Below are 14,991 nucleotides of genomic sequence, written 5' to 3'. Positions count from 1 at the left end.
CGCATCCCACATCCAGCGCTCGCCGAGCCTTCGGTTGAAAGCGACTGGCAAGAGTGCGACCCTAAAGTGCCGTGCCGGAATCTCGAGCCAACGGGGAGCGCGACCACGAGCGCGAAGGCAGCCTGCCGCGCGCAGGACGCGACGCCTCCGCTCAGGAGGTCGCTCCGACCGTGAGCCATCCCGTCCCCGGCGGGGCGAGGCCCTCCCGCGACGAGGACGCGACGGTGAACGAGCGCACGGCGGCGCGTCCGGCCCCCGCGGCGGGCCCGCTGCAGCCGGTGATGACCGGGCCGCTGCCGCGCCAGCCCCGACCCGCGCGGGGGTCCGACCCCGGGAGCGCCGACGCTGCCACGGAGGGGGACGGCTCGGAGGGGCCGCGCTGCTACAACTGCGACGAGCTGCTCGACCCCGCACTCTCGTTCTGCACCGCGTGCGGCACCCCGGCCGGGCCCGACCCGCTCGTGGGCAAGAACCTGGACGACCGCTACGCGGTGATCCGCCGCCTCGGGGCGGGGGCCATGGGCGCGGTTTACGAGGTGCGCCACCTGCGGCTCGGCAAGCGCTTCGCGATGAAGGTGATCCGCGGCGAGCTGGCGCAGACGGCCGAGTTCGCCGCGCGCTTCGAACGCGAGGCCCTTTCCACGAGTCGGCTCGAGCACCCGAACTGCATCGCCGTGACGGACTTCGGCCACGCGGGGTCGGGCGAGCTCTACCTCGTGATGGAGTTCCTCGAGGGGAAATCGCTCCATTCGTTGCGCGGCCAGCCCTTGCCGGTGGGCAAGGCGCTCGACATCGTGCGGCAGACCCTGCTCGGACTGCAGCACGCGCACCAGGCCGGGGTGATCCACCGCGACGTGAAGCCCGAGAACGTGATGCTCCTCGAGGCTCCCGACGGGGGCTGGCTGGTCAAGGTGCTCGACTTCGGCATCGCGAAGCTCCCGCGCACGGGCGGCTCGCGCGGAGAGCGGCTCACCGAGGCCGGCGTGGTCTTCGGCACCCCCGAGTACATGGCCCCCGAACAGGCCGTGGGCGACGACGTGGACGGTCGCGCCGACCTCTATGCCGTGGGCGTAATCCTCTGGAACCTCCTCACGGGGCGCGCGCTCTTCGAGGCCGAGAACCACGTCGAGCTGCTCGGAATCAAGCTGTCGACCCGCGCGCCGTCGCTCGGTCGCGTCGCGCCGGGGGTCTTTTCCGTGGAGCTCGAGCGGGTGGTGGCGCGGGCGCTCGAGAAGAACCCGCGGGATCGCTTTCAGTCGGCCGAGGAGTTCCTCGACGCGCTCGGGCGCGTCCAGCGCGCGGCGGGAGGTGGCCTCGCCGTCGCTGCGCCGTGGACGACCAAGGTGACTCAGCTCGCGCGGCGCGCGACGGGCCTCTACGGCGGGTGGTACCGCTGCGAGGGGCTCGGACGCAGGCCCACCTGGGCGCTTCGGGCGCGCGGACTCGTGGCAACCGGGCCGGGTCGGATCGTGCTGGGCTCGGGGGTGGGCGGGGTCGCGCTCCTGGCGCTGGTGGTGGCGCTGGCTCTGCCCGGAGGGGACGTCGCGAAGGCGACGGGGCGTGCGGGGAACAGGGAGGCAGTCGCTACGCACGCGACGCTGCCCGCTGGAGAGACGCCCCGCACGAGAGGCGCGGGCGGGGCGAGGAGCGCGGGCGTCGGCAAGGGGAGCGGAGCGAAGGCCAGCCCGCGCGTCGCCGAGCCTGCGGCGCAGCCCCGTGGCGCCATTCCGGCCTCGGCGGCGGCGCGCATCGAGCGCGTGCGCATGTTCCTCGCGCGGCAGTACTGCCGGGAGGCGAGCCTCGATCTGTTGAATCTGGTGCGCGAGCAGCCGTCGCTGGCCTACGCGCACTACCTCCTCGGGGCGGCCCAGATCTGCCGCAAGCTGCACGCCGAGGGCCTCGCGGCCTACGCGCGGGCCATCGAGCTCGACGGGCGCTATCGCCACGATGCGCGCGTGCTCGAGGATGCGCGCGCCCTCGTCGAGGTCCGGAAGGTCCGGGTTGCGGCGCTCGAGTTTCTCGGCAAGCGGGTGGGCACGCCGGCGCTCGAGACGCTGCTCCGCGCCACGGCCAGCCGGGATTTCACCTCGCGACAGAAGGCCGTGGAGATGGTGCTGGCGCTCAACGCCGGACGACGCATCGATTGGGTCCGCACGCTCTCGCTCGACCTGGAGCAGCTGCAGAGCTGCGCCGCGCGGGGCCAGGTCGTCGCGCGGCTCAGGCAGACCAGAGACCGACGTGCGATCCCCGTACTCAAGGCGGCCCGGGAGGCGCGCACGGGGTTCTTCCGCAACCGGTATCGGCACGCCTGCATCCGCAAGGAGCTCGGTTCGGCGCTCGAATACCTCGCCGCGAACGCCAAGGACGGGTAGCGCGGTGTCCGAACGATGGGATGGGAGATGACGCATGCGTCTTTCGCGCTGGCCGAATGGCCTCTGCGTGCTGGCCCTGCTCGGGGGTTGCTCGAGCCTACCGGCGCTTCCTCCGACCGGCGACGGCGCCTCGGTGACCGACGGGGCCGCGACCGACGGGGCCGTGACCGACGGACGAGCCGGAGATCGCGGTGGTGAGGCGGGCCTCGCCGACGGGGGCGCGCATCCCGTCGACGGGCTGCTCCAGCCGGACGGTCCCTTGCCGCCGCCGCGCGAGGCTGGGGGAGGGACGCCACCAGGGCCTCCGGAGAAGGTGACCGCCGCACCGGGTGCGCCCCGGACGCTCGTGGTCACCTGGATCCCCCCCGCGAACGGCGGGTCGAGCCCGATCGGGGGCTACGGCGTGCGGGGGAGCCCGGGGAACCTGTTCCTGGACGTGCGCGATCCATCCACGCTCCGCGCGACCTTTCCGTCGCTGCAGGTGGGAACGGCCTACACCTTCACCGTGACGGCCCGCAACGCGGCGGGTGAGGGACCCCCCTCGGTCCCCTCCGCGGCGGTGGTCGTGCAGGACGCCCCGGCGGCGCCCACGGGGCTCTCCGCCTGCGCGGGTGACGGGCTCGTGCGCCTCGCGTTCGTCCCGACGCCGGGCGCCACGCGCCACGACCTCTACTGGCAAACCGCTCCGGGCGTGAGCAAGACCACGGCGCAGCGGGTGGCGGCCGTGACCAGCCCCTACGTGCATACGGGGCTGACGAACGGCACCCCGTACTATGCGGTCGTCGTGGCCGTGGGGGCGAACGGGTGGGAGTCGAATCCGTCGAACGAGGTGGCGGCTCGCCCGACGGTGGAGCTGCGCGACACGCTCTTCGTCTCGAGCATGTGGGACAACGCGATCGAGATCTTCGACTGCTTTGCGGCGCTGCCGACGGGAGCGCGCGGTGGCACGCGCGTCATCCGTGGCGCGGCCACGCGGATCGGCGCGCCCTGGTATGCGTCCCTCGCCGTGGACCCGAAGGGGGGCACGATCTACTCCACGAACTTCGGCGGAAACATCGTGACGATCTGGAACCGCGCGGGCGCGGTGAACGGGAACGCCGCTCCCGCGCGGGTGCTCGAGGGAGCCGCGACCACGCTCTCCCAGCCCACGGGCGTGGCGATCGACCGGCAGCGAAACCGTCTGTACGTGGTGAACCGCAATGGCCGGCTGATGGGGTGGAGCAACGCGTCGGTGGTGAACGGAAACACGGCCCCGACGGTCGTGGTGACGGGGTCCAGCACCGGGCTCGGGGGGAATCTGGCGCAGCTCTACCTCGACGAGGCCGCCGACGAGCTCTACGTGTCGAACTACGGCAACGTGCTGGTCTTCAGGGGTCTCGGGGGCCTGGCCGGAACGCACGGCCTCGCGCCGTCGCGGACGATCAGCCTGCTCGCCCTCGGTTCGAGCGGAGGTCTGTCGAACCACGGCGTCTGGGTCGACCCGACCTACAACCGCCTCTACGTCTCCTCGCGCGACGCGACGGGCACGGTCTACTCGGTGGCCGACGCGACGAAGCTCGACGGGCCGCAGCTCCCGGCGACGTCACTCACGGGGTCGAACGCCGCCGAGGCGATGAACATCCAGGTCGTGAACGACACGCTCTTCTTCCTGCGGGACAGCGCGGCGGAGATCCGCACCTGGAGCTCGGCGCGCACGGTGACCGGCAACGTCGCGCCGACGAAGACGGTCTACCCGAGCCTCGGCCGGTCGAGCGCGCTCTACTACGTGCCGTGAGGTCCGCGGCGGACGCTCAGAGGAGCGGTGCGAGCTCCGCGGCCTTCGGAAAGAGGCCGTAGATGCCGCCCGTGTGGAGAAAGACCACCGGGCCGCCGAGCGCGCGGCCGTTCTTCAGCTCGGTGAGCAGCCCGTAGAAGGCCTTCCCCGTGTAGACCGGATCGAGGAGCAGCCCCTCGAGGCGGGCCGCGTCGATCAGGCAGCGCAGCTCCTCCTCGCGGCTCAGCGCGTAGCCCCGGCCCACGTAGTTCTCCCAGATCTCGATCCCTTCCGCGTCGGTGGTGACGTCCACCCCGTAGCGGGCGGACATCTGCGCGAGGATCTCCGTGATGCGGCGCTGGAAGTAGGCGCGGCCGTCGCAGACGCAGACGCCGACGAGGCGATACGGCAGGTCGAGCAACCGGCACCCCGCGATGAGGCCTGCCCCCGTGCCCCCCGACCCGGTGGCGTAGACGATCGTGGCGGGCACCGCGCCCAGTTGCTCGGCGAGCTCGGCGACGCACCGTACGTAGCCCCACGCGCCGACCGCGTCCGATCCTCCCTCGGGGATCACGTACGGCGCCCCGCCCCACGACGCGGCGAGGCCCTGCGCGTCGGACGCCATCAGCGCGTCGCGCTCCTTCCACTGTTCGCGACTGATCCAGCGGATCGAGGCCCCCACGAGCCGGTCGAGGAGGATGTTCCCCTCGAGAGCGGGCGGGTTTTTCGGGTCGGCCGTGCGCAGGAGCAGGTGGCTCTTCAGGCCGAGGCGCGCCGCGGCGATGGCGGTGGCGCGGGCGTGGTTGCTCTGCTCGCCGCCGCAGGTGACGACCCCGGGGCTGGAACGGTCGAGCGCGTCGGCCATCAGGAACTCGAGCTTGCGGACCTTGTTGCCCGAGAGCGGAGCGCCGGTCAGGTCGTCCCGCTTGCACAAGACCTCCGCGCCCAGTCGCGCGGAGAGGCGCTCGAGGGGCGTGAGGGGCGTGGGCAGGTGAGCCAGCTCCACGGAGGAGGGGTATTCAAGGTTACTCATCGCGTCCTCCCTCGCCAGCTCCGCCCCCGAGCCGCGCGAGCAGGTCGGAGCAGAGGGTCGGGCTGGCCAGCACCGATTGGGTCAAGGCGGCAAACAGGTCGCTATGATAGAGCGTCGAGTGCTCGAGGACCAGCAGGTCTGCAGCCTCGACGGCCCGGGTCACATCCTCCGCCGCGCAGCGCCCCCGCCCGGCCTGCGCGGCCTGGAGGCGGGCCAGCACGTTGACCACCGCGTAGGCCGCGACGAGCAGGTTGAAGCCGCCGAACAGGCTCGCATCGCCTACCAGGTGGCGCCGGGCGCGCAGCTTGTGCGTCAGGTAGCGCGTGAGGAGCTCCTCCTGCTCGGTCGGCGGATCGAAGGCCACCTTGCGCAGCGCGCCGAAGCGGGCTCGCGCCGCGACGTGGTGCGAGCGGAGGGGCGTCAGGCCGAGGCCTGCGAGGCGCACGCCGAAGAAGCGCGCGAAGCGGGAGAGCTTGGTGGGTCGGCAATCCTGGCCGAGGAGCAGCGAGAGCACCGGCCCGGCTCTCGAGGGGCGACCGCCGCGGCGTCCCTCCGCGGCGAGCGAGCTGAACTCCAAGGCCTGCGCTTCCGCGAGGGCGGGGCGGAGGCCGCTCTTGCCCGCCGCGCCCGCTGCGTTGGCGAGCCTCCGGAGGAGCGCCGACCCCGCGGCGAGCCGGTCGGCGACGGGCGCCTCCCTCCGCTCGAGCGAGGCGAGGAGGGCCTGCTCGATCGCCGCGAGCTCTTGCGTCGAGAGCTCGAGCGTGCCGTCGAGCGTGACGGGGGCCTTGCGGGCGAGCTCTCCGGCCGCCTTGCGCGTGGCGTTTACCCACCGGCTCTGCTCGCGCAGGGGCTTTCCCTCGTTTCGCGTGACCGTCGGGCAGTAGAAGCTGAGCCGCGCGTAGGTCGTGCCGCCGACCTCGGCCAGGTGCAGCGGAAAGGCCTTGCACCCCTCCGGCTTGGCCTCGTAGCCGAGCTCCGTGTGGATGCGGCAGCGGTTGTCCTCGGCGAGGAAGAAGCAGCGGCCGTCCACCATCCGGATGCGGAAGGAGTCGCCGGCTCCGCGGTTGGGCAAGAACGGGTCGCTCCCCCAGGCGTGCCGGCGAAGAGCTTCGACCTTCGCGGCGTCGACCGTGACGGTCCACATGCGACAGCAGCGACCGCAGCTCTGACAGGTGTAACGCGCGTCGGGGAGTACGACGTCCTTGGCCACGGGTCAGCTCGAACGCCGGTCGCCGTCGAGGACCTCGCGCACCTTGACGAGGAGCGCGTCCCGGGTGAAGGGCTTGTGGACGAAGCTGACCCCCTCGAGGAGAACCCCGCGGTGGGTCACCGCCGTCTCGGTGTAGCCGGACATGTAGACCACCTTGAGGGACGGTCGGCGCGCCGTCAGGTGATCCGCGAGGTCCTTGCCCGAAAGTCCCGGCATCACCACGTCGGTGAGGAGCAGGTCGATCGGCCCGCTGTACTGCGCCTCCACCGCGAGCGCCTCGTCTCCGCGCGGCGCGTCGAGGACGGTGTAGCCGTGGTCGCGGAGGAGCCTCCGCGCCACGCTGCGCACCCCTTCGTCGTCCTCGACGAGCAGGATCACCTCGCCCTTGCCGTCCCGGGGGCGCGGCTGCAGCGACGGGAAGTCGTACGAGCCGGGCCGCGTCGTGACGGGCAGGTAGACCTTCGCCGTGGTCCCCTTGCTCACCTCCGAGTAGAGCCACACCGCCCCCTCGGCGCGCTTCACCACCCCGTAGACCGTGGCGAGCCCCATCCCGGTCCCCTTCCCCTGCTCCTTCGTGGTGAAGAAGGGCTCGAAGGCGCGACTGACGACGTCGGGAGGCATCCCCACCCCGCTGTCGCTCACGGCGAGCAGGACGTAGCGCCCGGGCGGCACACCCGCGTGCTGCGCGTTGTAGACCTCGTCGAGCGTGACCTCGGAGGTCTCGATGGTCAGCTTGCCGCCGTGGGGCATGGCGTCGCGCGCGTTCACCACGAGATTGAGCAGCACCTGCTCGAGCTGCCCCTGGTCCATGTAGACCGACGTGCGGGCGCCGCCCAGCACCAGCCGCATCTCGATGTCCTCGCCCACGGTCCGGCGCAGCAGCTGGTGCATCTCGGCCACCACCTCGTTGACCTGTAGCACCCGCGGCCGGATCAGCTCTTTGCGGCTGAAGGCGAGGAGCTGGCGGGTGAGCCGGATGGCGCGCTCGGTGGCGTCCTGGATCTGCCCCACGTCCTCGAGGGCATCCTGATCCCGGACGCGCTCGGCGAGGTTGTTGATCGAGAGGGAGATCACCGTGAGGAGGTTGTTGAAGTCGTGCGCCACCCCTCCGGCGAGCTTTCCCACCGCCTCGAGGCGCTGCGAGAGGTGGAGCTGCTGCCGCGTGCGGTTCAGCTCCGTGACGTCGCTGCTGTAGAGGTGCGCGAGCCCCAGCTCGGGGACGCCGCGCAGAAGGAACTGGTAGTCGCGGTCGGCGAGGCGCGCCTCGCGCGTCACGTGTCGTCCTTCGTCGATGCAGCTCGCGAGGTCCAGCTCGCCGAGCTCGGGGAAGACCTCGTGCAGTGACCGCCCCGCGAGGCTATCGCCGTCGAGAATCTCGATCGCGGCGCGGTTGCCGCTCACGATGCGGCCGCCGCGGTCCACGCGTAGCAGCGGGGCCGGGTCGAGGTCGGCGAAGGAGGCCAGCACGGTGAGCTCCTCGTTCGCCTCGCGGAGGGCCTCGTTTGCGCGGCGCAGCTCCTGGAGCAGTCGACTGATCTCGAGCTCGCGTCGTACGCCGTGCCAGGCTCGCGCGACGGCGCGCAGGATGGAGTCGGGGGTGAGGGGCTTCTCGAGAAACTCGTCGGCCCCCTCGCGGAGCGCCTCCACGGCCACTTCCTTGCTGCCGTAGCCGGTCATGACCATCGCCACGAGCGGCGGGTGGATGTTCTTCGCGGCGCGCACGAGGTCGGTGCCGCGGAGCTCGTCCATCATCACGTCCGTGAGGAGCACCTGGTGCGGAAACTGCTTCAGGGCCTCGAGAGCCTGCCGGGGCGATCGCTCGGAGCGCACCTCGTAGGCCTCGGCGAGCACGTCGGTGACCGACTCGAGCACCAGGGCGTCGTCGTCCACGACCAGGATGCGGGGGCGTTCGGGGATCTCGGTGAACGCGCTCCGCTGACCGCGCCGCTCCCACAGCGCCAGGAGGTCCGCGGTCGAAGGGAGGGAGGGAAAGCAGGCATCGGCCCAGAGCGCGGGCGAGAGCTCTCCGGGGGCCGAGGGGCGCTCGCCGGCCACGGCGACCAGGGTTCCCGGGTGGGACATGCGGGCGGCGCGCACGAGGTCCTGCAGCACCGGGCCCGCGACGAGCTCCCCGACGATGAGGAGCCCGAAGGGTTGGCTCCGCAACCGCTGGAGCGCGCCCGCCCCCTCGTCGGCACGCTCCACGTCCAGCCCGAGCGGCGCGAAGGTCCGGGCCGCGAGGGACGCAAGGGCCTCGTCGGTGCCGACGAGCAAGATCGCGAGTCGCGAAGCTAGAGGCATCGTTGCGCTACTCCCTGCCGGTGGGCAGGAGGATCTCCACCGTGGTGCCGACGCCGACCTCCGAACGCAACCTGATCTCGCCGCGGTGGCGCTTCACGATGCCATGAACGATGGAAAGGCCCAAGCCCGTTCCCTCGCCGATCGGCTTGGTGGTGAAGAAGGGGTCGAAGACCCGCTGGAGCACGTCCGGGGGGATCCCCTGGCCCGTATCGCGAAAGGAGATCCGCACCCGGTCTTCACCGGCGCGCTCGGCGACGACGGTCAGCGTGCCACCGTCGGACATGGCCTGGCAGGCGTTCATGGCCAGGTTCGTGAAGACCTGCTGTAGCTCCCCCTCGGCTCCCCAGACCGAGAGCTCCGCCGGTACCTGGCTCACGACCTCGGTGCGCCGGCGCTCGAGCAGCGTACCGATGAGGTCGAAGGTCGCGTCGACCACGGGCTGGAGCTTCACCGGACCGAGCTCCGCGGGGGCGCTGCGGGCGAAGTTGAGCAGGTTGTCCGAGATGGTCTTGCACCGCTTCGCGCCGGTCTGGATGAGCGAGAGCTGCCGGTGGAACTCCGGGACCTTGGCCGAGAGCTCGGGGGGGAGCGTCTCCAGTTTGCGTCCGAGGAGCACGGCGTAGGTCAGCACCGCGGTGAGCGGGTTGTTCAGCTCGTGAGCCACGCCGGCGGCGAGCTCGCCCACGGCCGCGAGGCGTCCCTGTTGCACGAGCTGGGCCTGCGTGCTCTGGAGCTCGCGGTGCGCCTCGTCGAGCTGACGGTAGGCCCGGTCCAGCTCCTCGGCGCGGCGGGCCTCGACCTCTGCGCGGGCCGCGGCGGCGAGGAGACGTCGCGTCTCGCGCACGTCTCGCCCGAGGAGCAGGACCGCTTCCACCTCTCCCTGTGCGTTGAGCACCCGGGAGCCGTTGACCACCATCGGGATCGTTTCCCCGTGGCCGTCGCGGAGCGCCACCTCGACGTCCTGCACGCGATGCGCCTCGAGGACGCGCCGCCATGCCGTCCCGAGCGGGGCGAGGGGGGTGCCTTCGAGCGGCTGGCCGACGATGGGCACCTCGGGGCTGCCGAGCAGGTCGAAGAGCGCGCGGTTCATGGATTCGACGCGGCCGGCGGGAGTCACCACGAGCAACGGGTCGGCCAGGGCGTCTACCGTATGGTCGAGGAAGTCGCGCGAGACGGTGGTGCGTCGTAGCTCGTGGCGCATGGCGTTGAAGGCCCGCGCCAGCCGCCCCACCTCGTCGTTGGAGGTCACGGGAACGTCGGGCGCGTCCCGCTCTCCCCGGGTGATGCGCTCGACGCCCGCAGTGACGTCCAGCACTGGCCGCACGAGGAGGCGCTGCAGCACGTACGCCGCGAGCACACCGAGCGCGAGAATGCCGATGCCCACCGCGACCGTGGCGCGCAGGTCCTCCCGGCGCTTTTCGCGCAGCCGCGCGAGCGAGCTCTCGAGGTGGAGCAACCCGATCACGCGCCCCTCGACGCCGCGGAGGGGTTGCTCCACGACGAGTCGGTCGCGTTCGCGCCAGGCGCGTGGCTGGGGAGGGCCCGGTCGGAGCGCGACGGCTCGTTCCCCGCGCTCCGCGAGGAGCTCCCCGCGGCCGGCCACTACGGCGACGTAGGTCACGTCTCGCAGGTGCCCCACCCCTTGAAGGCCCTGGCGCGCGGCCTTCGGGTCCTCGAACTCCACCGCCGGCGAGAGGTGGTGCGAGAGGAGCGTCGCCGCGGCGCTCGTCTCGGCCTCGAGGCGCTGATCGAATTCGCGCGCCAGGCGAGCGGGGTAGTACGTGGCGACGAAGGCGACGACCAGCAGCACCACGCTCGCGAAGGCCGTATAGAGCCGCGCACGGAGCGACGGCCCCGCGCGTCTCGATGCCGGGCTACGGTCCATGCACGAGCTCTGCGACCTTGAAGAGCTGCGACGAGAGCTGCATGCCGTGGAGCTGCGCGGCGCGCTGGTTGATCGCGATCCGGGGCAGGGACCCGGCCAGGATGGCACCAACGGGGACCCCCGAGACCACGTAGCTCCGAAGGCCGGTGACGGGGACCAGCGAGCGCTTGCGCGTGAGGGCGAGGATGTCCGGCAGCGCGGCGTCGAGCCCGGGGGCCAGGTAGATGACGCTGGCCTGCAGCGGGGCGAGCTGCGCGTCGAGCGCGGCAGTCCCGCGATAGGCCACGAGCGTCGCCCGCACGGGAAGGCGGTGCACCGTGTAGCCCGAGAGGGCCTGCAGGGCGCGGAGGAGGCTGTCGCCCGCCTGACGGGAGGCGCGCTCTTCCGGCCGATAGAGGACGAGGATCTGGACCGTCTTCTTGGCGCGCTGCGGGAGCCGGTAGTCGTACGACAGCACCTTCAGGAGCAGCAGGGCTTGCCGATCCGCGGGGAGCATCGGCTCGGCGTGCGCGGCGGTGCAGCGGAGGCACGCGGCCAGGCAGACGAGTCCGGTGAAGCGACGCAGCAGGATTTCTTCCTCTCGCGCGACGAACGATGCATGATCAGGATACTTCGCGGCCCCGGCACTGTCATCTTCGGGGCCGCCGCACACGGCGGGTCGGGACGTTGAATAGAACGCTCGTTTTCTCTCGACGCGGGGGACGTGCCGACGGTGTTTTCGGCGCGCTGCGAGGTCCGACCGGCCTCCTCGGCTGCGCCCTCGTTCTGACCGCAGTCACCGTGGCATCGGCCCGCCCCGCTGCGAAGCGCATCGAAGACGTCTCGCTCGAGGAGCTGCTTCAACCCGTCGTCACCGCGTCGCGCTACGAGCAGCGGCAGCAGGACGCGCCGTCGGCGGTCAGCCTGGTGATGGCGGACGAGATCCAGCGTTACGGCTACCTGACGCTGGGCGAGCTCCTGGCCAGCCTGCGAGGCGTCTACGTCACCGACGATCGCAACTACAGCTACCTCGGCATGCGCGGCTTCGGGCTGACCGGCGACTACAACACGCGCGCCCTGCTCCTCGTGGACGGGCAGCGCGCGAACACGAGCGTCTACGACTCGGCCTCCGTCGGCCTCGACTTCCCCGTGGACCTGGACCTCATCGAGCGCGTCGAGCTCGTGCGCGGCCCGAGCTCCTCGCTCTACGGGAGCAACGCGTTCTTCGGCGTGATCAATGTGCTCACGAAACCCGCCGCGTCGGTCGGCGCGAGCGCGTCGGTGGGGCTCGGTAGCCTCGGGACGTACCGCGCCGCGGCGCGCTTCGGCCGGCGGGTGGGTCCGGTCGACCTCCTCGTCTCCGCCACCTACGGGCACCGAGACGGCCAGCGGTGGCTCTACTACCGCGAGTTCGACGACCCCAGCACCCGGAACGGGATGGTCGAGAAGCAGGACGCGGAGGACTGGGCGCAGCTCTTCGCCTCGACGCGCGTGGCGGGGCTCTCGGCGACCGGGGCCTTCGGCTGGCGCAGGAAGCGGGTACCCACCGCTTCGTTCGGCACGATCTTCGGCGACCCGAGCCTCGCCACCATCGACGCCCAGGGGTACGCGGCGCTGCGCTACCAGAAGCGGTTCCGAAACGGGTTCGAGCTCGACGCGCGGGCCTCGTTCAATCATTCGTTTTACGATGGGGACTACCCCTACGACCGCCGCGCCTCCGAGACCGACCCGCCGCTACGGGCGATCAACCGCGACACCGGGTCGGGGAGCTGGTGGGGGACCGACGTCCTCGTCAGCCACCCCGTCACGCGCTGGCTCAAGCTGAGCGGGGGGGGCGAGCTGCGCCACGAGTTCCGCCAGAACCAGGACAACTACGACGCCGAGCCGCGGGTCGTGCAGCTCGAGCGGAGGGACTCCACCACCCTCTTCGGGGCCTTCGCGCAGGCAGACCTGACGCCGCACCGGCGGGTGAGCGTAACGGGAGGCGTGCGCTACGATCATTACGTCGGACCGATCGGCGGCAGCCTGAGCCCGCGCGGCGCGGTGATCGTGAGCCCCTGGTCGCGGGCGCATCTCAAGCTGCTGGTGGGCTCCGCCTTTCGCGCGCCGAGCGCCTACGAACGCTTCTACGCGGCCGGCGACCCGGCCCAGGGAGACGCCCAGCTTGGGAACCCGGACCTCGGGCCGGAGCGCATCCAGACCTACGAGGCGGTGCTGGAGCAGCACCTCGGGCGCTACCTGCGCGGGCAGCTCGGGGGCTACTACTACCGCGCGCACGAGCTGATCCGGCTCGCCACGCTCGACGCCCTTCGAAACGTGCGCTTCACCAATCTGGACACGGTGCACGCCTACGGTCTCGAGGCGGAGCTCGAGGGGCGGATCCGCGGGGTGCACCTGCGTGTCAGCTACGCCGCGCAGCGGACCCACGACGTGGCCACCGAGAGGCCGCTCGAGAACTCGCCCGCGCACCTCGCGCAGCTGAACCTGTCGGTGCCCCTCTATCGCGACAACCTCTTCGTGTCGCTCGCCGCGCGGTACGTCTCGCGCCGGACCGGCAAGGAGCAGACGGTGGTCCTCGGCCACTCGCTCGTCGACCTCACGCTCCTCTCGCGCGAGCTGCCGAAGGGACTCGTGATCACGGCCTGCGTGAGGAACCTGCTCGACGCGCGGTATTTTCACCTCGGCGGCGCCGAGCACGTGCAGTCCATGCTCGAGCAGAACGGCCGGACCTTCTGGCTCAAGGCCGATTACCGCCTCTGGTGAAGTCGCCTCTGGTGAAGTCGCGCGCGGGTCGGCGGTGCGCCCCCTCGAGGCGCCGGCCCTCGCGGGGCGCCGTTCCGTGCTAGGTTGCCGGAACATGGAAAACGGACAGTTCTTCAGCCTGACCCCCGAGCGCGTGCTCGAGGCCGTGGAGCAATCGGGGCACGCCACGACCGGACTCTGCTACGCGCTCAACAGCCTCGAGAACCGAGTCTACGAGGTGGAGCTCGAGGACCGCCGGCGCCTGGTGGGCAAGTTCTACCGGCCCGGGCGCTGGAGTCGCGAGACGATTCTCGACGAGCACCGGCTCCTGGCCGCGCTCGTCGAGGCCGAGATCCCGGTGTGCGCGCCGACGGCCTTCGAGGACGGCGGGACGCTCCGCACCACCCCGGAAGGGATCTTCTTCGCGCTCTTTCCCCGCACGGGGGGACGCTGCCCCGACGAGCTGCCGGAGGGCGATCTCGAGCAGATAGGGCGCCTCCTCGGCCGCATCCACAACGTCTCGGCGCACCTCGTGCTCCGGAATCGTCCGGACATCTCGCCCGAGGTCTACGGCCGCAAGGCGTTGGCGGTGATCGAGGAGCGAACGCAAATGCCCGCCGGGCTGCGCGCGCGCTACGCCGACGCGGTGAAGCGCCTCGTGGAGCACGGCGAGCGGCGATGGCAGGAGCTCACGACCTTCGTGGTCCACGGGGACTGCCATCGAGGCAACCTGCTGCGCGGCCGGGAAGGCTTCTTCTTCCTCGACTTCGACGACATGGGTCGGGGGCCCGCGGTGCAGGATTTCTGGCTCGTGCTCCCCGCGCGCCCCGTGCACTGTCCCGCCGACGTCGACGCGCTGCTCAGGGGCTACGAGCAGTTCCGCCCCTTCGACCGGCGCGAGCTGCGGCTCATCGAGGTGCTGCGCGGCCTGCGCTACGTGCGCTACGCGGCGTGGATCGCGGCGCGCTGGGAAGACCCCTCCTTCCCGCGCGCCTTCCCCCAGTTTGGCACCGAGAGCTACTGGGAGGGGCAGTACGTCGACCTGCAGGAACAGCTCGCCCTTCTCGCCGAGGAAGAGGGGTGGGGCTGAGGCGACCGCGACGGAGCTCGGCCGCGTCCCTGCTGCCGCAGGCCTTCTACGCGCGGGACGCGCTCGAGGTCGCGCGCGACCTGCTCGGCGCGCACCTCCGCCACGGTGAGGTAACCCTGCGCATCACCGAGGTCGAGGCCTACCGCTTCCCCGAGGACTCCGCGAACCACGCGCGCGTCGGACGTACGGCCCGCAACGCCCCGATGTGGGGGCCTCCCGGGCGCGCCTACGTCTACCTCTGCTACGGGATGCATCACCTTCTGAATCTGGTCACGGGCGAGGAGGGGGAGGCGGCGGCGGTGCTCGTTCGAGCGGCGGAGCCCGTCCTGGGGCTCGAGGTCGTGCGCGCGCGCCGCGGTGGCAAGGCCGGGCCGGTGCTCCTCACAGGCCCGGGAAAGGTCGCCGCCGCGCTGGGCCTCGACCTCGCCTTCAACCACCACCCGGTCTACGAGCCGGGGAACCTGGAGGTAGTGGTCGGGGAGCCTCCGGCCGCGGTGCTTGCCGGTCCGCGCGTCGGCATCGACTACGCCGAGCCGCGCCACCGACGGGCCCCGTGGCGCCTCGCCGTCGCGAACAGCCTCTGGGTCAGCGCGCGCAAGGAGCTTCGGCCGCTGCGCTGAAGGCGT

The 14,991-nt window shown here is 71.6% G+C and carries 10 protein-coding genes; 5 read left to right on the top strand and 5 right to left on the bottom strand.

Translation table 11 applies throughout. The features are described from left to right. Nucleotides 1-170: 170 nt before the first annotated feature. Both IT371_03885 and IT371_03880 read left to right on the top strand, forming a co-directional pair. Nucleotides 171-2,372 (top strand): serine/threonine protein kinase, encoded by a 2,202-nt coding sequence (locus IT371_03885; GenBank protein ID MCC6746773.1) that lies wholly within the window; start codon nt 171-173, stop codon nt 2,370-2,372. Between the two features lie 34 nt (nt 2,373-2,406). Further along, a complete protein-coding gene (locus tag IT371_03880) occupies nt 2,407-4,146 on the top strand; it encodes a fibronectin type III domain-containing protein (GenBank protein ID MCC6746772.1) in 1,740 nt (579 codons plus the stop codon). A 16-nt stretch (nt 4,147-4,162) separates the two neighbouring features. Here the strand turns inward: IT371_03880 and IT371_03875 are convergent, their stop codons facing one another. From IT371_03875 to IT371_03855, 5 genes are read right to left on the bottom strand one after another with little or no spacing between them, the layout of a single operon-like run. Continuing rightward, a complete protein-coding gene (locus IT371_03875) occupies nt 4,163-5,158 on the bottom strand; it encodes a D-cysteine desulfhydrase family protein (protein ID MCC6746771.1) in 996 nt (331 codons plus the stop codon). Beyond that, nucleotides 5,151-6,368: a YkgJ family cysteine cluster protein gene (locus IT371_03870; GenBank protein MCC6746770.1), complete on the bottom strand. Its 1,218-nt coding sequence runs from the start codon at nt 6,366-6,368 to the stop codon at nt 5,151-5,153. The genes IT371_03875 and IT371_03870 overlap by 8 nt, the downstream gene beginning before the upstream one ends. Before the next feature lie 3 nt (nt 6,369-6,371). Continuing rightward, complete coding sequence (locus IT371_03865; GenBank protein ID MCC6746769.1) at nt 6,372-8,669, bottom strand: response regulator; 2,298 nt, start codon at nt 8,667-8,669, stop codon at nt 6,372-6,374. Between the two features lie 7 nt (nt 8,670-8,676). Next, nucleotides 8,677-10,554 carry a HAMP domain-containing protein gene (locus tag IT371_03860; GenBank protein MCC6746768.1) on the bottom strand — a complete coding sequence of 626 codons (1,878 nt, stop codon included), beginning with the start codon at nt 10,552-10,554 and terminating at the stop codon, nt 8,677-8,679. Beyond that, a complete protein-coding gene (locus IT371_03855) occupies nt 10,544-11,050 on the bottom strand; it encodes a DUF4154 domain-containing protein (GenBank protein ID MCC6746767.1) in 507 nt (168 codons plus the stop codon). The genes IT371_03860 and IT371_03855 overlap by 11 nt, the downstream gene beginning before the upstream one ends. Before the next feature lie 284 nt (nt 11,051-11,334). Here IT371_03855 and IT371_03850 point away from each other — a divergent pair, with 284 nt between their 5' ends. From IT371_03850 to IT371_03840, 3 genes are all read left to right on the top strand, one after another. After that, nucleotides 11,335-13,296: a TonB-dependent receptor gene (locus tag IT371_03850; protein ID MCC6746766.1), complete on the top strand. Its 1,962-nt coding sequence runs from the start codon at nt 11,335-11,337 to the stop codon at nt 13,294-13,296. A gap of 94 nt (nt 13,297-13,390) precedes the next feature. Continuing rightward, nucleotides 13,391-14,365, top strand: a complete 975-nt coding sequence (locus tag IT371_03845) for a serine/threonine protein kinase (GenBank protein MCC6746765.1) — start codon at nt 13,391-13,393, stop codon at nt 14,363-14,365. Nucleotides 14,366-14,394: 29 nt separating this feature from the next. Beyond that, the gene (locus IT371_03840; GenBank protein MCC6746764.1) at nt 14,395-14,985 is read left to right on the top strand and encodes a DNA-3-methyladenine glycosylase; all 591 of its coding nucleotides are present in this window, start codon (nt 14,395-14,397) and stop codon (nt 14,983-14,985) included. Nucleotides 14,986-14,991 lie beyond the last annotated feature (6 nt).

This window comes from Deltaproteobacteria bacterium, assembly GCA_020848905.1.
In the GTDB taxonomy this organism is placed as follows: domain Bacteria; phylum Myxococcota_A; class Polyangia.
This window is presented reverse-complemented; position numbering and strand designations above follow the sequence as displayed.